This is a genomic window from Cryobacterium sp. TMT4-10 (assembly GCF_004403275.1).
Classification (GTDB): domain Bacteria; phylum Actinomycetota; class Actinomycetes; order Actinomycetales; family Microbacteriaceae; genus Cryobacterium; species Cryobacterium shii.
In genome coordinates, this window is record NZ_SOGU01000002.1 from 13,457 (window position 1) to 38,764 (window position 25,308).

Below are 25,308 nucleotides of genomic sequence, written 5' to 3' on the forward strand. Positions count from 1 at the left end.
GGCGATGCTGCGCGCCATAGGCGGTCGCCGCCAGTTCGGGGCGCATCCTTGTGCGGCGGCACAAAAGTGCCGGTTGCCCGCTCTAGGATTCAGGGATGACTGACCAGCAGGCAACCCTCCCCGGCACCGATACGGCAGAACTCTTCACCGGTCTGCTCGACGCGGCCGACACGCTCACGGATGCCGTGTGCGCCCAGATCGTCGGCGCCGAACAGGCCTACTCGGACAGCAGCCTGCTGCCGTTCGAGTTGCTCCGGTCCGTGGTCAGCGAGAACATCACGGCTCTGATCCGGGCCCTGCAGGCGGGCGAAGCACCCGGCCTGGCACCCGGCCTGGCAACCGGCGCGGCAACCGACGGGGCAATCGATCTCGAGACCGGCGTGACAACCGGTTTGTCGATCCTGGACGCGCCGCGGCGGGCTGGACAGGTGAAGGCGGAGCATGGCATCCCGATGGCGAGCCTGCTGCACGCCTACCGGCTGGCCGGCCTGCAGATCTGGGAGGAGCTGGTCAGACGGTCCGTGGCCTCGCAGCGCTTTGAGGCCCTGCTGCTGGTCTCGTCGGAGGTGTGGGGCATGATCGACACCTTCTCGAGTGCGGCCGCCGAGGCCTATCGGCAGGTGGTCGACGCGCAGGAGCGCCGCAACCGCCAGGCCAGGAGCCTGATGTTGCTGAGCCTGCTCGATGGCAGCGCGCCGCCCGCCGACGCGGGCCGGGCCCTGCGCACGCTCGGGCTGCCGGAGCACGGCACATTCGTTCTGGTGGCCGCCGAGCTGAGCGGCACGGGCGAGGCGTCCCTGCCGGGCATCGTGCAGACCCTCCGGGCGGCCGGACTGGCATCGGCGTGGACGGCGCTGCAGGGTGACCAGGTGGGCATCCTCAGTGCTTCGCCGGAGGCGGGCGCGGCGACGGGGCTGGCCATCCTTGATGCCGCGGCGACCACCCGGGTGGGCGTCAGTCGCCCGTTCACCGGGATCGGCGGGGCGCCGGACGCCCTGCGCCAGGCCCGGCTGGCGGTCGGCTGCCTGCCGCCGGCGGGCGTCGGCGCGCACGCCTACGGTGCCGCCCCGCTCGACCTGCTGCTGGTCACGCAGCCGGACTACGCGGCCGAGCTGCAGCAGTGCGTGTTCGGCGATCTGCTCGCCGCCCACGATGCCGACCTGCTGCTGGCCACGCTCGAGGCGTGGTTCGCGGCCGACGGCTCAACGGCCGAGACCGGCCGTGGGCTGCACTGCCACCGCAATACCGTGCTCTACCGGCTCGGCCGGGTCGAGGAGCTGACCGGCCGTTCGACGGCGCGGCCGATCGAGGCGGCGGAACTCTACGCGGCCCTCCGGGCGGTGCGGCTCGCGGGCTGAGACCCCAGCTCAGTCTCCGCGGTCAGTCGAGGTCGTTGGCCCGGTGCTGACGGCCCGGTGCTGACGGTTCAGTCGAGGTCGTCGGGGTCTTTGCCGGTGCGCTCGCCGCAGTCGAGGGCGGCGATGGCGGCCAGATCCTGCGGGTCGAGGGCGAAGTCGAACACGTCCAGGTTCTCCCGGATGCGTGACGGCGTCACCGACTTCGGGATCACGACCGTGCCCAGCTCGAGGTGCCAGCGGATGACGACCTGCGCGGCCGACTTGCCGTATTTGGCGCCGATGCCGTCGAGGGTCTCGTCCCCGATCGCGCGGCCGCGGGCCAGCGGCGACCACGCCTCGGTCAGGATGCCGCGGGCCGTGTCGTACGCGCGCACGGCGGACTGCTGAAGCCACGGGTGCAGCTCCACCTGATTGATGGCCGGAACGACATCCGTCTCGGCCAGCAGGCGGTCCAGGTGGTGGGTGTGGAAGTTGGACACCCCGATCGAGCGGGCCCGGCCGTCGGCGCGCAGCGTCTCGAGCGCGCGGTAGGCCTCGACGTACCGGTTCTGGCTGGGCGCGGGCCAGTGGATCAGGTACAGGTCGACGTAGTCCAGGCCGAGCCTGGCCAGGCTCTCGTCGAAGGCACGCAGGGTCTCCTCCGTGCCGTGACGGTCGTTCCAGACCTTGGTCGTGACGAAGACGTCCTCCCGAGGCAGGCCGGAGCGCGCGATGCCCTGGCCGACCCCGGTCTCGTTCTCGTAGAGCGCTGCCGTGTCGATGTGGCGGTAGCCCGCCTCGAGGGCGACCTGCACGGCGTCGGCGGCCGCGGCATCCGCGATCTTGTACACGCCCAGGCCCAGCTGGGGGATGAGGTGTCCGTCGTTGAGTCGCAGCAGAGGTGAGAACGTCATCCCCCTATCCTGCCCCTCCGGCCGCGCGTCAGATGCGCCACCCGACGGGCCTGCATATTCCGCCGAGCCGTGAGCATCGCCCCACTTTTCAGCGAAAACGGGGGCGATGCTCACGGCTCGGCGAAGAAATCGGTGCTCAGAAGAGGCAGCCGCGCGCGGCGAGGGCGACGCGTACCCGGCGGAGGAACTCCCGGCCGCCGTGCATCAGGTCGTCGTCGGTGATGCGGATGACCCGCCAGCCCAGATCCTCCAGCCGCTCCCGGCGGGTGATGTCGGAGCGAAACCGGCTGCGGTCGGTGCGGTGCTGCTCGCCTTCGTACTCCACGCAGACCCGCCAGGCCGGCCAGGCGAGGTCGACCCGGGCCACGAAGCATCCGGCGGTATCCGTCACCTCGAAATTCACGACCGGTTCGGGCACCCCGGAGTCCAGGAGCAGGAGGCGGGTCTCGGTTTCCTTGGCCGAATCGACCCGCGCGCGGCTGCACAGGGCCGCTTCGCGCAGACCACGGATGCCCCGGCGCCCGGCCAGGCCTGCGACGGCGGCGCGCAGTTCCCCGGGCGTGTATCGCGGATGCTGCCCCGCGCACAGAAAATCGGCGACGGCGATCAGAGACCCGCGATCCAGCACCGGGCCGAGGTCGATCCAGGTCTGCCGCGGGGTCGTGAGCGGAAGCCCGTCGATCAGCTCGACATCCATCAGGCGCTCGCACAGCTCGTGCCCGACGACCCCGGCCATCTGCGGCGACCGGTGCGCGGCCGGCACGGTGACGTGCAGGCGGCAATCGGCGAGCGCCCAATGCGGCAGAGGCAGGCCGTGCAGCGTTGCCGCGGTGACGTGGCTGAACACGTGGGTGGGCGGCATCCGGGCCGTGTAGGCGCGGCACAACTCGCTGATCGACGCCGGAGGGGCACCGGCCACGCGCACGCCGCGGAACGGCCTGGCGAGATCGCGGCCCCCGAGGCGGTTCTTTCCCACGCCCAGGTCGAGCGCCCGGCCGACCAGGAACGGTTCATCCCCGAATTCGGGCGGCAGCGGGCTGTGCGGCGACATGCCTCGAGGATGTCCCACGCGGCATCCGCCCGCTCGATCTCTCCACAGGCCCCGCAAAACCCGGTCACTCCCGCCGCCGAGCCGTGAGGAAGTCTCCTCAAAACACGAAAAACAGGAGCCGAACTCACCGCTCGGCGAAGAGGCGGGGACCGGGAGCGGCTAGGAGACCTGCACCTGGATGGGGGCGGTGTCGGGGATCGGGCTCGCGTCGCGGCCGCGGAGGTCGGGATGCCAGCGGCGGCCGAGCGCGGGGATGAGCGTGCCGAGCGCCGCGAAACCGGCCGCGACCAGGATCGCCGCGCCGGCGCCGCTGTGGTCGATCATGAACCCGGCGATCGCGGAGCCCATCGCGGCGCCCATCAGCTGGCCCGTGCCGACCCAGCCGTAGGCTTCCGCGGTGTCGCTGAACTTCACGCTGGCGGAGACGATCCCGAACAAGACGGCGAACGCCGGGGCGATGCCGATGCCCGCGAGCAGCAGCGTGGCGGCGAGCCACCAGAAGCTCAGTCCCAGGGTGGCGAGGCTCAGGCCGACGGTGACGATCAGCATCCGTACGGCGAGGGCCCACGGCCCGATCGGGGCGTGGCCGAGGGCGAGGCCGCCGATCAGCGATCCGGCCGCGAAGATGCCGAGCACCCAGCCGGAGTCCGAACTGCCGTGCCCGAACGCGGCGACGACGCCGGCTTCGACCGCGGCGCAGGCGGCGACCAGCATGAAGCCGACGATGGTGCTCAGCAGCACCGGCGGGCGCTTGAGCACGACGCCGAGCTTGCGGCGGCTGCGGGGGATGCGCACGCGGCCCACCTCGGGCAGCGCCAGGAACCAGACGCCGCCGCCGACCAGGAACACGGCGGCGAGCAGGATGCCGGCCACCGAGCTGACCTGGATCGCCACGAAGGTGGCGATCACCGGGCCCAGCACCCAGATGATCTCCTGGGCCGACGCGTCGAGCGAGAACAGCGGCGTCAGCTGGCGTGAGTTGACGATCTTCGGGTAGATGGTGCGCACCGCCGGCTGGATCGGCGGCGTGGACAGCCCTGCGACCAGGCCGATGGCCATCAATGCGTAGATGGGCAGGGTCACCAGGGCCATCGTCACGATGGAGCTCGCGCACACGATCAGGGTGGCCAGGATGACCGGGCGCATGCCCCAGCGGCCCATCAGGCGGCTGGTCAGCGGTCCGGCGATGGCCTGGCCGATGCTCATGGCGCCGAGCACGAGGCCGGCCGAGCCGTAGGAGTCGTAGACCTGCTCGATGTGGATCAGGAACGCCAGCGACAGCATCCCGAACGGGAAACGGGCCGTCAGTTGGGCGGCGATGACGCGAGCAACGCCCGGTGTCTTCAGAAGGGTCCAGTAGCTGCTCACTTACTCAAGTCTAGGCCGCGGCCGGTGAGTTAGCGTGGGCGCGTGCGAACACTGATCACGGCCATGGAACTGGCCACGGAGCTGTCGGAGCGAAGCGACATCCGCGTGCTGGATGTGCGCTGGAAGCTGGGCGACCCGCCCGGGCTCGGGGAGTACCGGGCCGGCCACATCCCGGGCGCCGTCTACGTCGACCTCGACACCGAGCTGGCCGGCCACGGCGAACCGCCCGACGGGCGGCATCCGTTGCCGGGCATCGCCGCGCTGCAGGCCGCCGCCCGCCGTTGGGGACTGACCGACGCCGACACGGTCGTGGTCTACGACGACCTGGGCGGGATGTCGGCCGCCCGCGCCTGGTGGCTGCTGCGGCACGCGGGCGTGCGCGAGGTGCTGCTGCTCGACGGGGCGCTCGCCGCCTGGCGGCGCGCCGGCCTCCCGCTCGCCACCGGCGACGAGCCGGCACCGGCCGGCACGGTCACCCTGTCGTACGGCTCACTCCCCGTGCTCGACGCGGATGCCGCCGCCCGACTGGCCCGCACGGGTGTGCTCCTCGACGCCCGCGCCGCGGAGCGCTACCGCGGTGACACGGAGCCGATCGACCCTCGGGCCGGTCACATCCCCGGGGCGGTCAGCGCGCCCACGGCCGCCAACCTCACGGCCGACGGATTTTTCCGGCCGGCGGCCGAACTGCGCGCCCGGTTCGAGGCCCTCGGCGTGAGTGATGCCGGCACTGTGCGTGCCGGCACTGTGCTGGCAAGCACCGTGGGCGTCTACTGCGGTTCGGGGGTGACGGCCGCCCACGAGGCGGCCGCCCTGACCATCGCCGGATTCGTGTTCGCGCTGTACCCGGGCTCCTGGTCGCAGTGGTCGAACCTGCCCGGGCGCCCGGTGGAGACCGGGGATCCGCACGCCGCGGCGTGAATTCCGCCGGAAACACGCGGATTGCCATACTGGGACGCAGGGAGTCTTCCACGCTCGGTAAGGCTGGCTCAAAACGTTATCTACGCACGGAATCCGCGTGAGCGACCTGTTATATGCTCACATCTGTCGCATCCTGTTCACGGAGCTCAAAGACGAACCAGCAACATCCGACAAACCACGAAGAAGGTTTCGCAATGCGCGCAAAATACCTGCTCCCGGCCCTCGCCGCCGTAACGGCCCTCATGCTCACCGGCTGCGTCGATAATTCGACACCCAGCACGGGTGGATCCTCGGGCGGGTCCACAGCCGGCAAGGTCAAGGTCGACGACGCTGCGGCGGCGCTGGTCCCGGCAAACGTCGCCGATACGGGCAAGCTCGTCGTGGGCGCCGACCCCACCTACGCGCCGAACGAGTTCAAGAACGAGGCCGGCGAGCCGATCGGCTGGGGCATCGAGATCGCCAGTGCCGTCGCCGCGAAGCTCGGCCTGGAGACGGAGTTCCAGGTCGCGAAGTTCGACAACATCATCCCGAGCGTCACCGGCGGCAAGGCCGACATCGGCGTGTCCTCCTTCACCGACAACGTCGAGCGCGAGAAGAAGGTCGACTTCGTCAACTACTACACCGCCGGCATCCAGTGGGCCTCGGCCACGGGCAAGGATGTCGACCCCGACAACGCCTGCGGGCTGAAGGTGGCCGTGCAGGCCACCACATACGAGGACACCGACGAGGTGCCCGCCAAGAGCGACGCCTGCGTCGCCGCCGGCAAGGCGCCGATCGAGAAGCTCAAGTACGACACCCAGGATGCCGCCACCAACGCGGTCATTCTCGGCCAGGCCGACGCCCTCAGCGCCGACTCGCCCGTCACTCTGTATGCCATCGAGCAGACCAAGGGCAAGCTGCAGAAGGCCGGAGAGACCTTCGACGTGGCGCCCTACGGCATCGTGGTCGCCAAAGACTCCAAGTTGGCTCAGGCCGTGCAGGCCGCGCTGCAGTCCATGGTGGATGACGGCACGTACAGTGGGATTCTGGACAAGTGGGGCGTGGCCGACGGGGCGATCGACACCATCACGATCAATGCGGCAGCGAACGGATAATTCATGAGCACCACAAACCCGAAGCCGACCGGCGGGGCAACCCTCCCGCCGACCGAGCCGGCTCATTCGGTTCCGATCAAGGCGATCAAGCTGCGCCACCCGTGGCGGATGGTCTTCGCCATCCTGCTGGTGCTGGTCTTCGTCTCCGTGCTCGTCGACGCCGCGTTCCGCCCCGCCTACGACTGGCCGGCGGTCGGAACGTACCTGTTCGACCGGCGCATTTCGCAGGCGGCCGTCGTTACCCTGCAACTCACGGTCTACTCGATGGTGATCGCGATCATCCTCGGTGTGATCCTGGCCGTGATGCGCCTCTCGCCCAACCCGGTGGTCAAGAGCCTGGCCTGGTTCTACCTCTGGGTCTTCCGCGGCACCCCGGTCTACGTGCAGCTGACCATCTGGGGCCTGATCTCCCTGATCTACTCCACCATCGACATCGGCATCCCGTTCATGGACCCCTGGGTCTCGTTCTCGACCAACGCGGCGCTGAGCACATTCACGATTGCGATCATCGGCCTGGCCCTGAACGAGGCGGCCTACATGGCTGAGATCGTGCGGGCAGGCCTGCTCGCGGTCGACCCGGGCCAGGAAGAGGCTGCGACCGCGCTCGGAATGAGCTGGTCGCAGACCATGACCCGGGTGATCCTGCCGCAGTCGATGCGGGTGATCATCCCGCCCACCGGCAACGAGGTGATCTCGATGCTCAAGACGACGTCGCTCGTGACGGCCGTGCCGTTCAGCTTCGAACTGTTCACCCGGTCGCGGGACATCTCCGCGGAGACGTTCAACCCGATCCCGCTGTTGATCGTGGCGTCGATCTGGTACCTGTTCTTCACCTCCATCCTGATGGTCGGCCAGTACTTCCTCGAGAAGCGGTTCGCCCGCGGGGTCGGCGACCGCCAGGACGACAAGAAGGACCTCGGAACCGGAACGGGCGTCGTCACCGGCGTCGTCCCGGTCGTCGGCTCCGGCCAGCCGACCGTGATCGTGCCGCCGACGATCAAACCGAAGACCACGCCGCCCACCAACCCCGGAGGTCAGTCGTGAGCGACATGAACCCGAGCGCCCGGAACACGCCGGCCGCGGCATCCGTTGCCACGGCGCCACCCATGGTGCTCGCCGAGCAGGTCTCGAAGAGCTTCGGCTCGAATGAGGTGCTCAAGAGCATCTCCCTCGAGGTCAAGCGCGGCGAGGTGATGTGCCTGGTCGGGCCCAGCGGTTCCGGCAAGTCCACGTTCCTGCGCTGCATCAACCATCTGGAGGTGCTCTCCGCCGGCCGGCTCAGCGTCGACGGCGAGCTGATCGGCTACCGGGAGGCGAACGGCAAGCTGTATGAGATGGCGCCCAAGGAAGCGGCGAGGCAGCGCAGGGACATCGGAATGGTGTTCCAGCGGTTCAACCTGTTCCCGCACATGACGGCGTTGCAGAACGTGATGGAAGCCCCGATCCGGGTGAAGGGCCTGCCGAAGGCGCAGGTCGAGCAGACGGCGCGTGCCCTCCTGGCGCGGGTCGGCCTGGCGGAACGGGCCGAGTACTACCCTGCGCACCTGTCCGGCGGCCAGCAGCAGCGCGTGGCGATCGCCCGTGCGCTCGCGATGGAGCCCAAGTTGATGCTCTTCGACGAGCCGACCAGCGCACTCGACCCCGAACTCGTCGGCGAGGTGCTCGACGTAATGAAGGGTCTGGCCAAGTCGGGGATGACCATGATCGTGGTCACCCACGAGATGGGCTTCGCCAAGGAGGTCGCCGACTCGCTCGTCTTCATGGACGGCGGCGTCGTCGTCGAAGCGGGCGACCCGGACGAGATCCTGACGAACCCGCAGCACCGCCGCACGCAGGCGTTCCTGTCGAAGGTGCTTTAGCCCCTCGCGACTCACGATCGCCGTTCGCGCCGAGAATGCCCGCTGGTGCGGGAACTCTCGGCGCGAACGGCGATTTTCGTGGGGCCGGCGGGCCGCGCCGTGGGGCTGAGCGGCCCGGGGATTACGCCGGGCGGCTCTGCGGCGCGGTGGCCGAGGTCATCGCGGCGTCGTGCTCCACGACTTTGCCGAGCACCTTGTCGATCTGACGCATGCTCTCGGCCGGGATCGTCACGCCCGCTGCCTTGACGTTCTCACGCACCTGCTCGGGCCGCGAGGCGCCGACCAGGGCGGCCGAGACATTGTCGTTCTGCAGCACCCAGGCGACGGCCAGCTGCGCCATCGACAGATTCAGGTCGTCCGCGATCGGCTTGAGCTTCTGCACCCGGGTGAGCACGTCGTCGTTCATGAATCGGCTGATCATGTCCGCGCCGCCCTTGAGGTCGGTCGCGCGCGAGCCGGCTGGCGGGGCCTGACCGGGCTTGTACTTGCCGGTGAGCACGCCCTGGGCGACGGGGGACCAGACGATCTGGCCGATCCCGAGTTTGCGGGAGGTCGGCACAACCTCGTCCTCGATCACGCGCCAGAGCATGGAGTACTGCGGCTGGCTGGAGATGAGGCTGAAGCCAAGCTCCTTGGAGAGGGTGTGGCCGGCGCGCAGCTGCGCGGCCGTCCACTCGCTCACACCGATGTAGAGCGCCTTGCCCTGCCTCACGATGTCGGCGAAGGCCTGCATCGTCTCTTCCAGCGGGGTCTCGGTGTCGTAGCGGTGAGCCTGGTACAGGTCGACGTAGTCGGTCTGCAGGCGGCGGAGCGACCCGTTGACGGACTCCATGATGTGCTTGCGGGAGAGCCCGACGTCGTTGTGGCCGCGCGGCCCGGTGGGCCAGTAGACCTTGGTGAAGATCTCGATGCTCTCGCGGCGCTGGCCCTTGAGGGCGGCGCCGAGCACGGACTCCGCCTGGGTGTTGGCGTAGGCGTCGGCCGTGTCGAAGCTGGTGATGCCCTCGTCGAGCGCGGTGTGCACGCACTGCGTGGCGACGTCGTTTTCGACCTGGGAACCGTGGGTGAGCCAGTTGCCGTAGGTGATTTCGGAGATTTTCAGGCCCGAAGAGCCGAGGTAGCGGAATTCCATGCTTTCAGCCTAGGTGGCTGCGCGCGGTTCTAACCGGTCAGGGCCTTGTGGATGCGCTGCAGCGAGACGGGTTCGGCGGCCTTGAGCTCCTGGGCGAAGAGGCTGATCCGCAGCTCCTCGATCAGCCAGCGCGCGCGCACCAGGTTGGCGGCGGCACTCGCCTGCAGGGGGATCTTTCCGCCGGCGTCTTCGAACCGGGCCGTGGCGGCCTGGCTCTCGTTCATCCAGACCCGGTCGCGGCTGGGGTTGTCGCCCAGCTTCACGATCCGGGCGGTGATGCCGGCCAGATAGCGCGGCAGGTGCCGCAGCTGCACGAGCCCGGTGGCACTGACGAAACCGGGGTAGACGAGCCCGGCGAGCTGCGCGCGGGCATCCGTCAGGGCCGGTAGCAGGGCCATGCTGGTGGACGCCTTCAGGGCCTTGTCGGCGGCGCGGGCGGCGGCGAGGATGCGGGCGACGAGGCCGACGGTATCGAACATGGAGTCCATCACCACGCCGGATACGCGGTCGCGGATGGTGTCGAACTCGGCGCGCATGAACACCTGGCCGTCCGGTTTCACCCGGAACAGCACGTCGTCGACGCTCGCCGCGAGGCAGTCGTCGAACAGGGCCTGGGTGGTGCGGTACGGGCTGGTGGCGAGGGAGAGTTTCTCGGCCCCGGTCAGGTGCTGCTGCACGTATGCGACGGGGGAGGGCGTGGCCAGCAGGAGCAGGCGGCGCACCCCGCCCGGCAGAGTGCGGGCCTGCTCGGCTTCGGTGCTCATCATCCGGATGGCCACCGACGTGCCCTCGTCGACCAGGGTCGGGTAGCCGCGGATGGTGTTGTCGCCCTGCCGGGTGTCGAGGAATCGGGGCAGCTCGGGGAATTCCCAGGTGGTGAGCCCGGAGCGCTCGATCGCGTTGGTGGGGGTGGCAGCAGATGCCGCGGCGACGCTCTCGCGGGCCTGATTGCCGAGCCGGCGCTGCAGGTCGGCCAGGTCCTTGCCGGAGGCGATCGCGCGCCCGCGTTCGTCGACCACCCGGAACGTCATGCGGAGGTGGGCCGGCACCCGGGTCAGTTCGAAGTCGTGCACGCTCACCGGCACGTAGGTGAGCTTCTGGATCAGCGCGGCCAGGGTCTCGGCGAAGGGGGTGTCGACCGGGTCGAACATCGAGCCGCCGACCGCGCCGGTGCCGACCTCGCCCGGCGCGGGGGGCAGCTCGTTCAGCAGCCGCCTGGCCCAGTCGGCGGCGGGTACCACGTTGCGCCGGATGCTCTTCGGCAGTGACTTGATCAGGGCCGTGACCAGGTCGGCGCGGAGGCCGGGCACCTGCCAGTCGAACCCGGCGGGGGAGAGCCGCGCGAGCAGGGACAGGGGGATCTGCACGGCCACGCCGTCGTCTTCCTCGCCCGGTTCGAACCGGTAACTCAGCTTGAACTTCTGGTCGCCCTGCCGCCAGATCGGCGGGAACACGGCCTCATCGATCTCGGGGGCGTCCTCGGGGACGAGGGCGTCTGCGGTCATCGTGAGCAGGTCGGGCGTCTGCATCCGTGCCTGCCGCCACCAGGTCTCGAAGGTGCGCGTGGAGCATACGTCGGCCGGAATACGTTTCTGGTAGAACTCGAAGACGGCCTCGTCATCGAAGAGGATGTCGCGGCGACGGGTGCGTTCCTCGAGCTCGGCGAGCTCCTTGCGCAGGCTCGTGTTGGCGCGGTCGAAGGCCGTGACCCTCTGGTCGATCCGGTCGAGGTCCCACTCGCCCTCGACGAGGGCGTGCCGGATGAACAGGTCCCGCGCGTAGGCCGGGTCGACGCGGGAGAACTGGATCCGGCGGCGGGGCACGATCGGCACCCCGTAGAGGGTGACCCGCTCGTAGGCGACGACGGCGCCCTGCTTCTTCTCCCAGTGCGGTTCGGAGTAGCTGCGCTTGCACAGTTCCCCGGCCAGGGGTTCGGCCCAGGCGGGGTCGACGACGGCGTTCATCCGGGCGAACAGACGGCTGGTCTCGACCAGTTCGGCGCTCATCACGGCGTTCGGCTGCTTCTTCGCCAGCGCCGAGCCGGGGAAGATCACGAACCGTTGCTGGCGTGCGCCGATGTAGTCCTTCTTCGCGGTGTCCTTGAGCCCGATGTGGGAGAGCAGGCCGGCCAGCAGGGCGCGGTGGATGCCGTCCGGGTTCACGGTCGGGTCGCCGATGTGGAGGCCGAGGGGCTTGGCCATCTGGCGGAGCTGCTTGTAGACGTCCTGCCACTCGCGCACGCGCAGATAGTTGAGGAACTCGTTTTTGCACAAGCGGCGGAACGCGCTGGAGCCGAGCTCCTTCTGCTGTGCCTCGAGGTAGTTCCAGAGGTTCAGCAGGCTCAGGAAATCGCTGGTGGGGTCCGCGAACCGGGCATGCTGCTGGTCTGCCTGCGCGCGGCGCTCGAGCGGGCGCTCGCGCGGGTCCTGAATGGTGAGCCCGGAAACGATCGCCATCACCTCACGGCTGACGGCCTGAGTCTTGGACTCGATCACCATCCGGCCGAACCGCGGGTCGATGGGGAGTTTCGCGAGCTGCTGGCCGATCCGGGTCAGTTTGGAGATGCCGGGCTTGCTCTCGGTCTTGCCGCCGGCGCCGTGACCCGCGGCGCCGGGCGCGACGGCGCCGAGCTCGGCGAGCAGGTCGAGGCCGTCCTTGATGCCGCGGGAATCGGGCGGGGTGAGGAAGGGGAAGGCGGCGATGTCGCCGAGGCCGAGGGAGATCATCTGCAGGATGACCGCGGCCAGGTTCGTGCGCAGGATCTCCGGCTCGGTGTATTCGGGCCGGCGGCCGAAGTCCTCTTCGGAGTAGAGCCGGATGGCGATGCCGTCGCTGGTGCGCCCGCTTCGGCCGGACCGCTGGTTCGCGGACGCCTGCGAGATCGCCTCGATCGGCAGCCGCTGCACCTTGGAGCGCACGCTGTACCGGCTGATCCGGGCGGTGCCGGCGTCGATGACGTAACGGATGCCGGGCACGGTCAGGCTGGTCTCGGCCACGTTGGTGGCGAGAACGATCCGGCGCCGCACTCCGGCCACGGTCGACGGCTGGAAGACCCGGTGCTGGTCGGCGGAGGAGAGCCGGCCGTAGAGCGGCAGGATTTCGGTGGGGCTGGTGCGCCCCGAGGAGGCGTACTTGCCCTGCAGGGCGTCCGCCGCGTCACGGATCTCGGTCTCACCGCTGAGGAAGACGAGCACGTCCCCGTTGGACTCCCGCTCGAGCTCGTCGAGCGCGGCCGAGATGCCCTCGATGTAGTCGCGGTCGACGCCGGGCGCGGCATCCGTCGTCTCGTCGTCGTCCGTGTCCATGACCTCGGCGACGAGCGGGCGGTACCGGAGTTCGACCGGGAAGGTGCGACCGGAGACCTCGATGATCGGGGCCGGCGTGCCGTCGGGCGCCGCGAAATGCTCCGCGAAGCTCTGCGGGTCGATCGTGGCCGAGGTGATGATCAGCTTGAGGTCGGGGCGCTGCGGCAGCAGCTGCCGCAGGTAGCCGAGCAGGAAGTCGATGTTGAGGCTGCGCTCGTGCGCCTCGTCGATGATGATCGTGTCGTACTTGCGCAGCATCCGGTCGCGGTGCATCTCGTTCAACAGGATGCCGTCGGTCATCAGCTTGATCCGGGTGTCGGGGCCGACCTGGTCGGTGAATCGCACCTGGTAACCGATTGTCTGGCCGACCTCCTGACCGAGCTCCTCGGCGATGCGCTCGGCGATCGTGCGCGCGGCGAGGCGGCGCGGCTGGGTGTGCCCGATGTTCTCCCGGCCCAGCTCCAGGCAGATCTTCGGCAGCTGGGTGGTCTTGCCGGAGCCCGTCGCGCCGGCGACGATGACCACCTGGTTGTCGCGGATGGCGCGCGCGATGTCGTCCCGTCGTTGGCTGACCGGAAGCTCGGGCGGGAAGGTGATAGTGACGGGGATCATGAGCCTTCCATCGTATGACCTCCGCCTGAGGTCTGTCGCGCCTTCGTCTCGCCTCCGTCGCGTCTCTGTCTTGCCTCTGTCTTGACTCGGGGTGGCGCTTAAACCGCACGATGTTAGCATCAAAGAATGAACACTGAGGAAGGGAACGGGGACCGACACGCCGCCCTCGCGTCCGACGCCCGCCGTCAGGTGCTCGACCTCCTGATGGACTCAGCCTCTCCCCTCGACGCGGCCGCGGTCGCGGGGCGCGTCGGGCTGCACGTGACGACGGCCCGGTTCCACCTCGACCAGCTCGAGAACGCCGGCCTGATCCGCCGTGCCGTCGACCGCGCGGGCACCAGGGGGCGGCCTCGCATCCTCTTCACGGCCGGACCGGCCACGCGCGAAGACGGCGCCCAGCACGACATGAGCCGGGTGCTCGCCGGTGCACTCGCCGAGGATGACGACCGCGGGCGCGCCCGGGCGACCCGCGCCGGTGAACGCTGGTCCTCGGCCTACGCCGACGAGCTGCGGGGGACCGCCGACGAGGGCGTCCGGCCGCTGCTGCGCATCCTCGACCGGCTCGGCTTCGACCCCGACGAGGCGACGGATGCCGCGGCGTCGGGTCCCGACGCTGCCGCTCCCGACGCTGCCGCTCCCGACGCTGCCGCTCCCACTCCCGCCGCCACTGCTCCCGCCGCCCCGGTCATCGCGCTGCACGCCTGCCCGTTCCGGGACGACGCGCGGCGGAACACCGAGGTCATCTGTTCCGTTCACCTGGGCCTGGTGCGCGGCGTTGCCCGCGATCTGGGCCGCGACCCGGACCAGATCGAGCTGCGCCCGTTCGTGGGTCCCGAGTTGTGCCACCTGCGGCTGGGCCGGGACTGGGCCGACGCGCGCGCTTGACCCGGTCTCGTAACCCGGCCGTTGCCTGCCGTTCAGCTTGCCGCCGTGGCCGCGACCTAGGGTGGGCCGATGACCATTTCCGTGCCCACACTGACCCTCAACGACGGCCAGACCATCCCGCAGCTCGGCTTCGGCGTTTTCAAGGTCGACCCCGATGAGACCGCCCGCATCGTCGGTGACGCTCTGCAGGTGGGCTACCGGCACATCGACACCGCCGCCATCTACGGCAATGAGGTGGGGGTCGGAGCCGCGCTCGCGACATCCGCCATCGACCGCTCCGAACTGTTCGTGACCACCAAGCTGTGGAACGACCGCCAGGGCACCGAGTCGGCGTTCGAGGCGTTCGACGAGAGCCTCGAGAAGCTCGGGCTCGACTACGTCGACCTCTATCTGATCCACTGGCCGGCGCCCGCCAACGACCGCTACGTCGAGAGCTGGAAGGCGCTCGAGCAGATCCGCGAGTCCGGCCGGGCCCGCTCGATCGGGGTGTCGAACTTCCTCGAGCCCCAGCTCGATCGTGTCATCTCGGAAACGGGGGTCGTACCCGCGGTCAACCAGATCGAGCTGCACCCGGCCCACCAGCAGCGGGAGGTGACCGCGTTCGCCCGGGCGCACAGCATCCGGATCGAGGCCTGGGGGCCGCTCGGCCAGGGCAAATACCCGCTCTTCGAGGAGCCCGTGGTGGCCGTCGCGGCCGAAGCGCACGGCAAGACGCCTGCTCAGGTCGTCATCCGCTGGCACCTGCAGACCGGCAACATCGTCTTCCCCAAGTCCAGCAACCGCGGGCGCATGGCCGAAAACTTTGACGTCTTCGACTTCGAGCTCAGCCGCACGGAGCTGGCCACGATCTCGTCCCTCGAGCGCGCCGGCCGCGTGAGCGCGCACCCCAACGACGTCAACTAGCCCCCGCGCCTCCGTCCCCCCCCGCCGTGCCCACGCGCCCACGCGCCCCTAACGAATTCGACGGAGATTTTGCCCGAAACGGCCCGAAACGGCCCGGATCCGCGGTTTTAGAGCAATATCTCCGTCGAATTGGTTCGAGACCTGCGGGGTGGGAGCGGGCTCGGCAGCAGCAGTCGGGGCTCGGGAGTGGACGAGCGGGCTCGGCTGCGGGCGGTGGGGGCATAGGTTTGGGTGGTTAACGGAAAGAAGATGACGGATGAATCCGATTGAGTGGCTCTTCGACGCCCAGCTGCAGATCGGAACCCAGACCATTCTCTGGCGTGAGGTCATCGGCAACGCGTTCGGAATCCTGAGCGCGGTCGGGGGCATGCGCCGCAAGGTGTGGGCGTGGCCGGTCGGCATCCTCGGCAATGCCCTCCTGTTCACGGTCTTCCTCGGCGCCGTCTTCGGCACGCCGAACCCGGTCAACCTGCTCGGCCAGGCCGGACGGCAGATCATGTTCATCGTCGTGTCCATCTTCGGCTGGGTGCAGTGGTCGCGCAGCCGCCACTCCGCGACGCACGTCGCGGTCGCGCCGCACTGGGCCGGCAACCGCACGCGCATCCTGCTCGGCCTGAGCCTGGTCGCCGGCACCCTGATCCTGACGCCGATCTTCCGCGCGCTCGGCTCGTTCGAACCGGTCTGGGCCGACGCCTGGATCTTCACCGGATCCCTGCTCGCGACCTACGGCATGGCGAAGGGCTGGACCGAGTTTTGGCTGATCTGGGTGGCCGTTGACATCGTCGGGGTGCCGCTTCTGCTCAGCGCGGGGTACTACGCCTCCGCCGTGCTCTACCTCTTCTACGGGGCGTTCACCATCACCGGTTTCTTCATCTGGATGCGCGTGCAGCGCCGCCGCCAGGAGTTCGTCGCCCGCGAACTCACCGGGCAAGGCTAGGCCGCGCGAACCCGAGCGAACCCGCACTAGGCCGCGCGAACGCGCACCAAGCCGGGCGTACCCGCTGCGCGCTGCGCCGCCGGGCCGGCGGCTACGGGCGCACACGGGGGGCGGCGGGCACAATGGAGGCATGCCCAACCTCCTCGCCGCCGCGATCAGCCCCTACCTGCGTTCGCACGCCGACAATCCCGTCGACTGGCACGGCTGGGGGGCGGAGGCATTCGTGGAGGCGCGCCTGCGCGACGTGCCCGTGCTCGTCTCGATCGGCTATTCGACCTGCCACTGGTGCCACGTGATGGCCCGGGAGAGTTTCAGCGACCCGGACCTCGCCGACTACCTCAACGCGCACTTCGTGAGCATCAAGGTCGACCGGGAGGAACACCCGGAGGTCGACGCCAGTTACCTCGCCGCGGCCAGCGCGTTCGTGGGCGGGCTGGGCTGGCCGCTCAACGTCTTCGTCACCCCGGAGGGGCAGGCGTTCTACGCCGGCACGTATTTTCCCCCGTTGCCGCTGCCGGGGCATCCGTCGTTCCGGCAGGTGCTCGAGGCGGTGACGGATGCCTGGACCACCCGCCGCGCGGAGGTCACCGAGAGCGCGTCGCTGGTGGCCGACGCGCTCGCCGCCGCCGCGCAGCAGATCCCCGCGGGGCAGCTGCCGGGCGACGACGACCTCGACCGGGTGGCGGGCGAGGTCGCGGCGCAGGAAGACCCGCGTTTCGGCGGTTTCGGCGGCGCGCCGAAGTTCCCGGTCGCGCCGGTTCTCGGTTTCCTGCTCGGTCGCGCCACGGAGCCCCGGCAAGAACCCCGGCAAGAACCCGGGCAGGAGTCCGGGCGGGCGCTCGCGCTGCGCACCCTCAAGCGGATGGGGGCGTCGCCGCTGCGTGATTCAGTCGAGGGCGGCTTCTTTCGGTATGCCGTCAACCGCGACTGGAGTGATCCGCACTATGAGCGCATGCTCTACGACAACGCGCAACTGCTGGACCTCTACACCCGGGCCTGGCAGCTCACCGGCGAGCAGTGGGCGCGCTCCGTCGCCGGGGGCGTTGCACGCTTCCTGATCACCGTGCTCGGCCTGCCCGGAGGCGGATTCGCCAGCGCGCAGGACTCCGAAAGCACCGTCGGAGGGCGCCGCGTCGAGGGCGGTTACTACGCTCTCGACGAAGACGACCGCCGGCAGGAAACCCCGCCCGCACTCGACGAGAAGGTGCTCACCGGCTGGAACGGCCTCGGCATCGCCGCGCTGGCCCGGGCCGGCTTCGCCTTCGACCAGCCCACCTTCACGGCGGCCGCGGCCCGGGCGGCGGACTACCTGCTCGAGCACCACCTCCGCCGGGACGGGAGTCTCGTGCGGGCGTCGATCGCCGGGCGCACGTCGACCGCCCAGCCCACACTGGAGGACTTCGGGATGCTGGCATCGGGCCTCCTCGAGCTGGCTCTCGCGACGGGTGAGGTGCGATACGCCACGGCAGCGCGCCGACTGATCGACGCCACGCTATCGACCACCACCGACACAGCCGAAACACCCGAAACCGCCGACACCACTGACACCACTGACACCACTGACACCACTGACACCACCGACGACACCGCCAACACCGCCAACACCGCCAACACCGCCGACACCGCACACACGGCCGGGAATGCCCCGGCCCGGACGCCGTTTCGAGCGCCGGACGGCCCGGACCCGATCCTGGCCGGCCAGGGCCTCGCCCTGGAGGTCGACCCGTCGGAGGGCGCCTACCCGTCGGGGATCACGGCGACCGCCGAGGCGGCGCACCTGCTGTTCCTGCTGACCGCCGAGGACCGGTATCGCACGGCCGCCGTGGCGGCGATGGCGCTGCTGGCCGACCGCGTCCGGGAGCGGCCGCTCGCGTTCGGCGCGGCCCTCCGTCTCCTGGCCGAGCTGGCCGGTCCGGCCGAGCAACTGGTGGTCGTGGTGCCGGACGAGGACGCCCGGCCGGGCACGTCCGGTGAGCTGCTCGACGCGGTGCGCCGTCGCGTCGCCGGACTCGTCGCATCCGTCACCCACGGCCAGGCCGAGGCATTCGCGGCCGCGGGTTTCGAGCTGTTCCGGGACCGCACCGTGCGCGACCAGCGGCCCACGGCGTACCTCTGCCGCGATTTCGTCTGCAGCCTGCCGGTTACCGACCCGGCCGACCTGCCGACCGTCGCAACGCAGACCGCAACGCAGACCGCAACGCAGACCGCAGACGCGGACTAGAGAAAGTACCCGACCGAGACGAGACTGGCCGCATGGACATCCTGATCAAGCGGGTCTACGACGAGCCGGCGGAGTCCGACGGCGTGCGCGTGCTCGTGGACCGGCTGTGGCCGCGCGGGGTCTCGAAGGAGCACGCCCGGCTCGATCTCTGGCTCAAGGACGTCGCCCCCAGTCCCGATCTGCGCACCTGGTGGAACCACGACCCCGCTCGGCTGGCCGAGTTCGCGGAGCGCTACACCGCCGAACTGGGGGCAGCGCCGCAGACCCGGCAAGCCGTGGCCGAGCTCAGGGCACTCCTCGCCCGGAACACGGCCGCGCACACCGAGACGACCCTCGTCTACGGCGCCCGCGACCCGGTCGTCAACCACGCCCGGGTGCTCGCGGCCTATCTGGCCGACAACCCCGAACCGCGCGATCCCCAATTACCCAACCGCTCCGCCTGAACCGGCGAAGCCCACTCCCAAAGGATTCCGACATGGTTCCCGAAACAAACATCTGGGCCGTCCTCCTCGCCACCGCGTCGAGCATGGCAGTCGGGGCGATCTGGTATTCGCGCCGGGTGTTCGGCACCTACTGGATGAAGGCCGTCGGCCACGACGAGGAGAGCGTGCGCCCGGGTTCGGCGGCCCCGCTCGTCGTCACCGTGGTCGTCAGCTTCCTCACGGCCTGGGTGCTGGCCGGCGCCGCGGCGATCGTGCAGGCGTTCTACGGCGGCTCTTTCCTCGCCAACGCACTGCTGACGGCGCTCATCCTCTGGGCCGGCTTCACGGCGGCCCGCATGATCACGCACGACGCATTCGATCGCCGCCCGGCGGGCCTCACCGTGCTCAACATCGCGCACGAACTGGTCACCCTGCTGCTGATGGCTCTGATTATCGGGTTGTTCGGGATCGGCGCCCCGTAGCGACACCAGAGCGACCACGCACCCGGCGTCAGGGCGGCGACGTACACTAGGGGAGGCGCCACCGCGTTCCACCGGCTGCTTCGCTCCCTGACTCGAAGGGGTTCGTGGCTGTCCGGTACCAACGGACGCACTCTCCCTGGCATTGCACGCGGTTGCCTTGAGAATCAGTGTTCCCAATTCTCGAGGAGGACCATGTCTAGTTTCGATCGCCCAGAAGACGACCGGCATGCCCCGCTCGACCCGGCCACCACGTCGGCCAGCCCCGAACTGTCGATCAGCCACGAGCCTGAGCTCGTTCTGCTGACCCCTGACCCCCGCACCCGCCGCTTCGACCGGGAAGACGTCGTCGTGCGCAAGGGTGAGATCAATCTGATCAACGGACACTTCACGCCGCGCGAGTCCCGGGTCAAGGACCTGCTCGCCGTCGCCGACGTGCTCGACGCCGCCGGCATCGACTTCCTGCTCGTGCGCGGCGACCATGACCGGCCCGTGATCGCGGTCGACCGCAAGCGCCGCAAGCAGCTCACCCGCATCCTGATCGCAGCGTTCGCGAAGGAGCCCTTCTACGCCCTGCCGCTGGACGGCAGCCTGACCCAGCCGTTGCTGCTGGCCGACGGCGCCCTGTCCACGCTGCGCGCATCATCCGTGTTCCGGGTCTACCGCCCGCGGATCGAACCGATCGGCCGCCTGCGGTACGGCGCCGAGACGGCCTTTCAGCTCGAACTCTGGTACTTCGGTGAGGACGAGATCGTCGCCCCGGTCGAGAACTCGCTGATGCGCACCCGGATGCCGCGCGCCGAGGTACGCGAGACCACGATCGAACTCTTCGGGCGCACCTGGCGCACCCTGCAGCACATGTTCGACGACCTGGCCAGCGACGTCAGCTTCGACATCGACATGGTCTTCTCCTGGGTCGACGGCTCATCCAGCGACTTCCAGCGGGAACGGGCCAAGCGCATGCAGGCCTACGTCGTGGGCTCGGGCGACGAGTCTGAGGCCCGCTTCCGCCAAATCGACGAGCTGAAGTACGCGCTCCGCAGCGTGTACATGTTCGCGCCCTGGGTGCGGCGCATCTTCATCGCGACGGATTCGCCGGCCCCCGAGTGGCTCGCCGAGCACCCGCGCGTCACGATCATGCGCAGCGAGGACTTCTTCCCCGACACCAGCGCACTGCCGACCCACAATTCGCACGCCGTGGAGAGCCAGCTGCACCACATCCCCGGGCTGGCGGAGCACTTCATCTATTCCAACGACGACATGTTCTTCGGCCGCCCGGTCGGACCGGAGCTGTTCTTCTCCCCGGGCGGCATCACCAAATTCGTGGAGGCCTCCACCCGGATCGGCCTGGGCGAGAACGACCCCAGCCGAAGCGGGTTCGAGAACGCGGCCCGGGTCAACCGGGCGCTGCTGCGCGAACGGTTCGGCAAGGTCACCACCCGGCACCTCGAGCACACGCCGGCACCGCTGCGGAAGAGCGTGATGGCCGAGCTCGAGGCCGAGTTCCCCGAGGACTTCGCCCGCACCGCGGCCAGCCGGTTCCGCTCCGCGACGGATATCTCGGTCACGAACTCGCTTTACCACTTCTATGCACTGATGACGGGGCGCGCGGTCGAGCAGACCCAGGTGCGCTCGCTCTACGTGGAGACCACCCTCAAACTGGCCCTGCGCCAGATGAACAAGCTGCGCAAACGCCGCGACCAGGACATGTTCTGCCTCAACGACGGCAGCTTCCCCGAGATCTCCGACGATGTGCGCCGTGCGGCCGTGACCGAATTCCTCGAACGGTACTTCCCGATCGTCGCCCCCTGGGAACGCGAGTTCCAGGCCGACGCCGGGCAGGCGCCGACCGTGCCGGCGGGCGGCGAGTTGTCGGTCGGCGCGCTGTCGGTTAGCCCGCTGTCGGTTAGCCCGCTGTCAGTTAGCGCAGAACCCGGATCGGTGTGGTCATTGGGGGTTCACGGAACGCTGGCAGAGTACCCGCGGGCATGATCCGGATGCCGTCGCCCGCCAGGCGCCGGGCGCTCTCCGCCGCTTCGATGTAGTCGAGCGCCGGGTAGTCGCCGAGCGGCACCACCGAGTGCAGCACCGTGTCTGCGTAGACGTGCACGAGGTTGAAGGTGCGGGCGCCGTCGCGGCCGCGGGTGCCGCCGACCGGAACGTTCAGGTCCTGGGTGTAGCAGGTGGCCGAGGCCACGGAGACCGGAATGCCCGCGAACATGGCCGTTGAGGAGTAGTGCAGGTGGCCGGCCAGGATGCTGCGCACATCCGTTCCGCGCAGCACCCGCGCCAGCGCGGACTGGTCCTGGAGTTCGACCGAGACGGCCAGGTCGAGCACGCTCGGCACGGGCGGGTGATGCATGGCCAGGATTGTGCCGTCCGGGGCGGGGGTGCGAAGCTCCCGGGCCAGCCAGTCGAGCTGGGCGTCGGTCACGGCGCCGTAGTGGTGGCCGGGTACGGAGGTGTCGAGCGTGATGATGCGCAGGCCGCCGATGTAGTCGACGTGGTCGATCGGGTCCGTGTTCGGCGCCTCGTCCAGCAGCGTGGTGCGGAAGGCCGCCCGGTCGTCGTGATTGCCCATCACCCAGAACACCCGCGCTCCGAGCCGGGCGGCGGCCGGCTCGACGATGCCGCGCAGGGTTGCGTACGCATCCGGTTCGCCCTTGTCGGCCAGATCACCGGTGATGATGATGGCATCCGGGCGGCCCGAGGATGCTTCGACGTCGGCGAACAGCCGGGCCAGGTGGGCGGTGCTGTCGACCCGGCCGTAGAGGCGCCCGCCGTCGGCGAGCAGGTGGGTGTCGCTGAGGTGAAGCAGGAAATGATCCGGCCTGGGGTATTCGGCCGTTCGAATGTTCACTGAATATCCATTCGTTGGTGCTGTTAACTCTTCGGTGAGTCCGCTGACTCTACTCCGAATAGTGCATCAGCATCGGGTGAACATGCGGTGTACACCGCGAAAACACAACGAAGGGCCCGGAGCGCAATGCTCCGGGCCCACCCGTTTCGTTCGTCAGGCCTTCGCCTTCTTCGTGCCCGCTTTCGCGGACTCCGTCACCTGCATCGTCGGCTCGCCCGAACTCTGCACCTCGATCTTGCGGGGCTTGGCCGCCTCGTGAACGGGGATCGTGACGGTCAGCACGCCGTTGTTGTACGTGGCGCTGATGTTCTCGACATCGATGCCCTGGCCCAGGTTCAACTGACGCAGGAACGAACCGGCCAGGCGCTCCCGGGTGATCCACTTCACGTTTTCGTGGTTCGCCATGGTGCGCTCCCCACGGATCGTGAGCAGCTGGCCGTCGACGTCGATGTCAACCGAACCCGGATCGATCCCGGGCATGTCGGCGCTGAGCACGTAGTGGTCACCTTCCCGGAAGAGGTCCATCGGCATCACGCGCGGGCCCCGGTTGTCGATCAGAGCGGAGGCCATTCGGTCCAGCTCGCGGAACGGGTCATAGGACGTTGCCATAGCGATTCCTTTCATCGGCCGGGTCTGGTCAGATCGTCGGATCGAACCGGAGGTCCGGCTGGTTCTTGGGCGGTTTGCTTCCAGAGTTGAGTCTTGGGCGCTCAACTATTGCCAATGTAACCGCGCTTGAGCGGTGCCGCAATCGGCCCAGGGTCCCGTTCTGTTCGCGCTCAGCGAAGGGCTTCCTGCGCGATGGATGGCTACGGGTACGTCAATCCGGAGGTCGAGTCGGGGAAGACGGGCTTGTCCAGGCTGTCGTTCTCGTAGGCCTGCGTGGGCTCATGGGCGGCGGCGGCCGCGCGGCGCCGCTCCGCCTCGAAGTCGCCTTCGAGACCGGTGAAACCACCCGGTTCCGGCTCGCGCTTCGTCTTCTCTTTTCGCTGGAACCAGCCCAGTCCATGACCTTTTCTCAAATTTCAACGGTACGCCGACCCCTGCCGAGTCAAGAGCGCTCGATGGTGCTTCCCCAGGCGGGCCGTGCGAAGGTGGAATGTGCGCACCTCGTCAACGATCAGCCCCGTTCGCTATCTGGCCGGAATGATCACCGCCATCCTGGTGTTCACCGGGATCTACCTGTTCTTCGTGCGCACCCTCGCCGGCCAGACCATGGACCAGCTCGCCTTCGACGGCGCCGAGTTCGGACGCCGCAGCGTGACCCCGCTCGCGCAGCAGCTGCTTGATGCTCTGCCCCTGGTCTCCGTGGTCGCGGGTCTGGTGCTCGCCGGCATCGTCACGGCCGTGCGCCGCAACGGCAAGACTCTGATCGTCGCCTTCGGCGCGGCGCTGGCGGCCGTGCTGACCACCCAGCTGCTCAAGGGCGGGCTGCTCTCTCGGCCCGACCTGGGTGTGGAAGGGTACGACGGGAACTCGTTCCCGTCGGGGCACACGACCGTGGCCGCGGCATCCGCTCTCGCCATCTTTCTGGTAGCGAGCCCCCGCACGCGCTGGCTGGCCGCACTCGGCGGTTCGGGGTTCGCCATCGCCGCCGGGGTGGCCACACTGGCCAACGGCTGGCACCGGCCCAGCGACGTGATCGCGGCGCTGCTGGTGGTGGCCGTGTGGGGCTGCGTCGCCGGCCTCGTGCTGACCCGCGGGCCGTGGGCGTCGACCGCCGCGCGCGGCGGATCGGCCGGCGTGGGCGGCCGCGTCCAGCTCCGGATTCTGGTTCCCTTCGCCGTCGTGGCGGCGGCCGCCTTCCTGGTCACGTACTTCCGGGCCTTCGGCGAGACCCCCGGCCCGTTGATCGCCTACATCGGCGGTGTCACGGCGATCGTCGCCGCGGGCCTGGGCGTCGCGTTCGCGGGCACCCGGCTGTTCTCGCGCCTGCCGTAGGCCGGCGCCGATCGGTTTCGTGGCGGCTGAGCATCTCGTGTGCCGTCCGCGTCATCGCGTGTCCCGGGGGTGTGGGCGGCTGGCCTGCGTGTAACACTGAGGGCATGTCCGTCACCCTCAGAGCGCTGCAGACCGTGGTTCCGCCGACAGTATTGATCCAGGAGCAGGTGCGCGACGTGTTCGCGTCGCAGCCGGATCTCAGCCGACTCGGAAAACGGCTGGTGACGGTCTCCTTCAATCTGTCGGGCATCGACACCCGGCACAGCGTCATCGACGAACTCACCCTGGACACACCCGCCCGGGAATCGGAGGTGACCGACCCGCAGTTCTTCGACCCGGCGACGCAGCGGCTGCTCCGACCCAGCACCCGGGTGCGGAACGAGCTCTACATCGTCGAGGCGACCAAACTCTTCGTGGAAGCCGGGCGCCGCGCGCTCGCGGCCTGTCCCGGCATCGAGGCATCCGATGTGACGCACGTTGTCACGGTGTCCTGCACCGGCTTCTTCGCGCCGGGCCCCGATTACATGCTCGTACGCGAGCTGGGGCTGAGCCCGGCCACCCAGCGCTACCACCTCGGATTCATGGGCTGCTACGCCTCGATGCCGGCGCTGCGCACGGCGAAGCAGTTCGTCGAGGCCGATCCCACCGCCGTGGTTCTCGTCGTCAGCGCCGAACTCTGCTCGCTTCACCTGCGCACCTCCGACGACCCCGACACCATCGTGGCCTCGTCGCTGTTCTCGGATGGGGCGGCCGCGGGGATCGTCAGCGCCCGGCCCCCCGAGCCGGGTGAGAAGGCGTTCAACCTCGACCTGTTCGAGACGGTCATCACCCCCATCGGCGAGGAGGACATGGCCTGGAAGATCGGCGACGAGGGGTTCGAGATGATCCTCAGCACCTACGTGCCGCACATCATCGACCAGCACATCGAGGGCGCCCTGGCACCGCTGTTCGCCCGGGACGCCCAGCTCGCGGCGGTGCTCGCGCCGGCGGTGCTCGCGCCGGCGGTGCTCGCGCCGGCGGTGGGCGGGGACGCCGCGGCCGGGTCGGTCGCGACTCTGGTGGCGCCGCCC

General features: G+C 69.3%; 22 protein-coding genes. 14 read left to right on the top strand and 8 right to left on the bottom strand.

Going from position 1 to position 25,308, the window contains the following annotated elements; all coding sequences use genetic code 11:
- Positions 1-95: 95 nt before the first annotated feature.
- On the top strand, positions 96-1,358 hold the full coding sequence (locus E3T42_RS00065; protein WP_134366092.1) for a CdaR family transcriptional regulator: 1,263 nt from the start codon (positions 96-98) through the stop codon (positions 1,356-1,358).
- A gap of 68 nt (positions 1,359-1,426) precedes the next feature.
- On the opposite strand, the gene E3T42_RS00070 is transcribed toward E3T42_RS00065, so the two are convergent.
- From E3T42_RS00070 to E3T42_RS00080, 3 genes are all read right to left on the bottom strand, one after another.
- Positions 1,427-2,251, bottom strand: a complete 825-nt coding sequence (locus tag E3T42_RS00070; protein WP_134366091.1) for an aldo/keto reductase — start codon at positions 2,249-2,251, stop codon at positions 1,427-1,429.
- 136 nt (positions 2,252-2,387) lie between these two features.
- On the bottom strand, positions 2,388-3,302 hold the full coding sequence (locus E3T42_RS00075; RefSeq protein ID WP_134366090.1) for an endonuclease domain-containing protein: 915 nt from the start codon (positions 3,300-3,302) through the stop codon (positions 2,388-2,390).
- Between the two features lie 159 nt (positions 3,303-3,461).
- A complete protein-coding gene (locus E3T42_RS00080; RefSeq protein ID WP_134366089.1) occupies positions 3,462-4,670 on the bottom strand; it encodes an MFS transporter in 1,209 nt (402 codons plus the stop codon).
- Between the two features lie 42 nt (positions 4,671-4,712).
- Between E3T42_RS00080 and E3T42_RS00085 the strand changes: the two genes are divergently transcribed.
- From E3T42_RS00085 to E3T42_RS00100, 4 genes are all read left to right on the top strand, one after another.
- Complete coding sequence (locus E3T42_RS00085) at positions 4,713-5,588, top strand: sulfurtransferase (RefSeq protein ID WP_370261318.1); 876 nt, start codon at positions 4,713-4,715, stop codon at positions 5,586-5,588.
- A 194-nt stretch (positions 5,589-5,782) separates the two neighbouring features.
- The gene (locus E3T42_RS00090; RefSeq protein ID WP_134366088.1) at positions 5,783-6,682 is read left to right on the top strand and encodes an ABC transporter substrate-binding protein; all 900 of its coding nucleotides are present in this window, start codon (positions 5,783-5,785) and stop codon (positions 6,680-6,682) included.
- A gap of 3 nt (positions 6,683-6,685) precedes the next feature.
- Positions 6,686-7,726 carry an amino acid ABC transporter permease gene (locus tag E3T42_RS00095; RefSeq protein ID WP_134366087.1) on the top strand — a complete coding sequence of 347 codons (1,041 nt, stop codon included), beginning with the start codon at positions 6,686-6,688 and terminating at the stop codon, positions 7,724-7,726.
- 62 nt (positions 7,727-7,788) lie between these two features.
- Positions 7,789-8,541 (top strand): amino acid ABC transporter ATP-binding protein, encoded by a 753-nt coding sequence (locus tag E3T42_RS00100; RefSeq protein WP_134366102.1) that lies wholly within the window; start codon positions 7,789-7,791, stop codon positions 8,539-8,541.
- Between the two features lie 121 nt (positions 8,542-8,662).
- Here E3T42_RS00100 and E3T42_RS00105 read toward each other — a convergent pair whose 3' ends face one another.
- Positions 8,663-9,673: an aldo/keto reductase family protein gene (locus E3T42_RS00105; protein ID WP_134402230.1), complete on the bottom strand. Its 1,011-nt coding sequence runs from the start codon at positions 9,671-9,673 to the stop codon at positions 8,663-8,665.
- Positions 9,674-9,702: 29 nt separating this feature from the next.
- Positions 9,703-13,590 carry an ATP-dependent RNA helicase HrpA gene (hrpA, locus tag E3T42_RS00110; protein WP_174235697.1) on the bottom strand — a complete coding sequence of 1,296 codons (3,888 nt, stop codon included), beginning with the start codon at positions 13,588-13,590 and terminating at the stop codon, positions 9,703-9,705.
- 126 nt (positions 13,591-13,716) lie between these two features.
- Between hrpA and E3T42_RS00115 the strand changes: the two genes are divergently transcribed.
- The 7 genes from E3T42_RS00115 (at position 13,717) to E3T42_RS00145 (ending at position 21,429) form a co-directional block, all read left to right on the top strand.
- Positions 13,717-14,475: a metalloregulator ArsR/SmtB family transcription factor gene (locus tag E3T42_RS00115; protein WP_134366085.1), complete on the top strand. Its 759-nt coding sequence runs from the start codon at positions 13,717-13,719 to the stop codon at positions 14,473-14,475.
- 75 nt (positions 14,476-14,550) lie between these two features.
- Positions 14,551-15,378 carry an aldo/keto reductase gene (locus E3T42_RS00120; protein ID WP_198418082.1) on the top strand — a complete coding sequence of 276 codons (828 nt, stop codon included), beginning with the start codon at positions 14,551-14,553 and terminating at the stop codon, positions 15,376-15,378.
- Positions 15,379-15,634: 256 nt separating this feature from the next.
- Positions 15,635-16,315 carry a nicotinamide riboside transporter PnuC gene (pnuC, locus tag E3T42_RS00125; RefSeq protein ID WP_134366083.1) on the top strand — a complete coding sequence of 227 codons (681 nt, stop codon included), beginning with the start codon at positions 15,635-15,637 and terminating at the stop codon, positions 16,313-16,315.
- A gap of 130 nt (positions 16,316-16,445) precedes the next feature.
- Positions 16,446-18,536 (top strand): thioredoxin domain-containing protein, encoded by a 2,091-nt coding sequence (locus E3T42_RS17065; protein WP_241975730.1) that lies wholly within the window; start codon positions 16,446-16,448, stop codon positions 18,534-18,536.
- 32 nt (positions 18,537-18,568) lie between these two features.
- Positions 18,569-18,979: a DUF488 domain-containing protein gene (locus E3T42_RS00135; protein WP_134402232.1), complete on the top strand. Its 411-nt coding sequence runs from the start codon at positions 18,569-18,571 to the stop codon at positions 18,977-18,979.
- A 32-nt stretch (positions 18,980-19,011) separates the two neighbouring features.
- A complete protein-coding gene (locus E3T42_RS00140; protein WP_134366081.1) occupies positions 19,012-19,440 on the top strand; it encodes a DUF1761 domain-containing protein in 429 nt (142 codons plus the stop codon).
- A 192-nt stretch (positions 19,441-19,632) separates the two neighbouring features.
- A complete protein-coding gene (locus E3T42_RS00145) occupies positions 19,633-21,429 on the top strand; it encodes a stealth family protein (protein ID WP_134402233.1) in 1,797 nt (598 codons plus the stop codon).
- Here the strand turns inward: E3T42_RS00145 and E3T42_RS00150 are convergent.
- The 3 genes from E3T42_RS00150 to E3T42_RS00160 form a co-directional block, all read right to left on the bottom strand.
- The gene (locus E3T42_RS00150; RefSeq protein WP_134366080.1) at positions 21,359-22,297 is read right to left on the bottom strand and encodes a phosphodiesterase; all 939 of its coding nucleotides are present in this window, start codon (positions 22,295-22,297) and stop codon (positions 21,359-21,361) included. The two genes, E3T42_RS00145 and E3T42_RS00150, sit on opposite strands and share 71 nt — an antisense overlap.
- A gap of 153 nt (positions 22,298-22,450) precedes the next feature.
- Positions 22,451-22,906 carry an Hsp20/alpha crystallin family protein gene (locus tag E3T42_RS00155; RefSeq protein ID WP_134366079.1) on the bottom strand — a complete coding sequence of 152 codons (456 nt, stop codon included), beginning with the start codon at positions 22,904-22,906 and terminating at the stop codon, positions 22,451-22,453.
- Positions 22,907-23,106: 200 nt separating this feature from the next.
- Positions 23,107-23,319 (bottom strand): hypothetical protein, encoded by a 213-nt coding sequence (locus tag E3T42_RS00160; protein ID WP_134366078.1) that lies wholly within the window; start codon positions 23,317-23,319, stop codon positions 23,107-23,109.
- A gap of 79 nt (positions 23,320-23,398) precedes the next feature.
- On the opposite strand from E3T42_RS00160, the gene E3T42_RS00165 reads away from it, so the two are divergent.
- The gene (locus tag E3T42_RS00165) at positions 23,399-24,238 is read left to right on the top strand and encodes a phosphatase PAP2 family protein (protein WP_198415994.1); all 840 of its coding nucleotides are present in this window, start codon (positions 23,399-23,401) and stop codon (positions 24,236-24,238) included.
- Positions 24,239-24,342: 104 nt separating this feature from the next.
- The coding region (locus tag E3T42_RS00170; RefSeq protein WP_134402234.1) for a type III polyketide synthase at positions 24,343-25,308 on the top strand (966 nt) is incomplete at its 3' end.

Coding starts and splice junctions, on each gene's coding strand:
- E3T42_RS00065 (WP_134366092.1), top strand. CDS start 96: ATGACTGACCAGCAGGCAACCCTCCCCGGCACCGATACGGCAGAACTC.
- E3T42_RS00070 (WP_134366091.1), bottom strand. CDS start 2,251: ATGACGTTCTCACCTCTGCTGCGACTCAACGACGGACACCTCATCCCC.
- E3T42_RS00075 (WP_134366090.1), bottom strand. CDS start 3,302: ATGTCGCCGCACAGCCCGCTGCCGCCCGAATTCGGGGATGAACCGTTC.
- E3T42_RS00090 (WP_134366088.1), top strand. CDS start 5,783: ATGCGCGCAAAATACCTGCTCCCGGCCCTCGCCGCCGTAACGGCCCTC.
- E3T42_RS00095 (WP_134366087.1), top strand. CDS start 6,686: ATGAGCACCACAAACCCGAAGCCGACCGGCGGGGCAACCCTCCCGCCG.
- E3T42_RS00100 (WP_134366102.1), top strand. CDS start 7,789: ATGGTGCTCGCCGAGCAGGTCTCGAAGAGCTTCGGCTCGAATGAGGTG.
- E3T42_RS00105 (WP_134402230.1), bottom strand. CDS start 9,673: ATGGAATTCCGCTACCTCGGCTCTTCGGGCCTGAAAATCTCCGAAATC.
- hrpA (WP_174235697.1), bottom strand. CDS start 13,590: ATGATCCCCGTCACTATCACCTTCCCGCCCGAGCTTCCGGTCAGCCAA.
- E3T42_RS00115 (WP_134366085.1), top strand. CDS start 13,717: ATGAACACTGAGGAAGGGAACGGGGACCGACACGCCGCCCTCGCGTCC.
- pnuC (WP_134366083.1), top strand. CDS start 15,635: ATGAATCCGATTGAGTGGCTCTTCGACGCCCAGCTGCAGATCGGAACC.
- E3T42_RS17065 (WP_241975730.1), top strand. CDS start 16,446: ATGCCCAACCTCCTCGCCGCCGCGATCAGCCCCTACCTGCGTTCGCAC.
- E3T42_RS00135 (WP_134402232.1), top strand. CDS start 18,569: ATGGACATCCTGATCAAGCGGGTCTACGACGAGCCGGCGGAGTCCGAC.
- E3T42_RS00140 (WP_134366081.1), top strand. CDS start 19,012: ATGGTTCCCGAAACAAACATCTGGGCCGTCCTCCTCGCCACCGCGTCG.
- E3T42_RS00145 (WP_134402233.1), top strand. CDS start 19,633: ATGTCTAGTTTCGATCGCCCAGAAGACGACCGGCATGCCCCGCTCGAC.
- E3T42_RS00155 (WP_134366079.1), bottom strand. CDS start 22,906: ATGGCAACGTCCTATGACCCGTTCCGCGAGCTGGACCGAATGGCCTCC.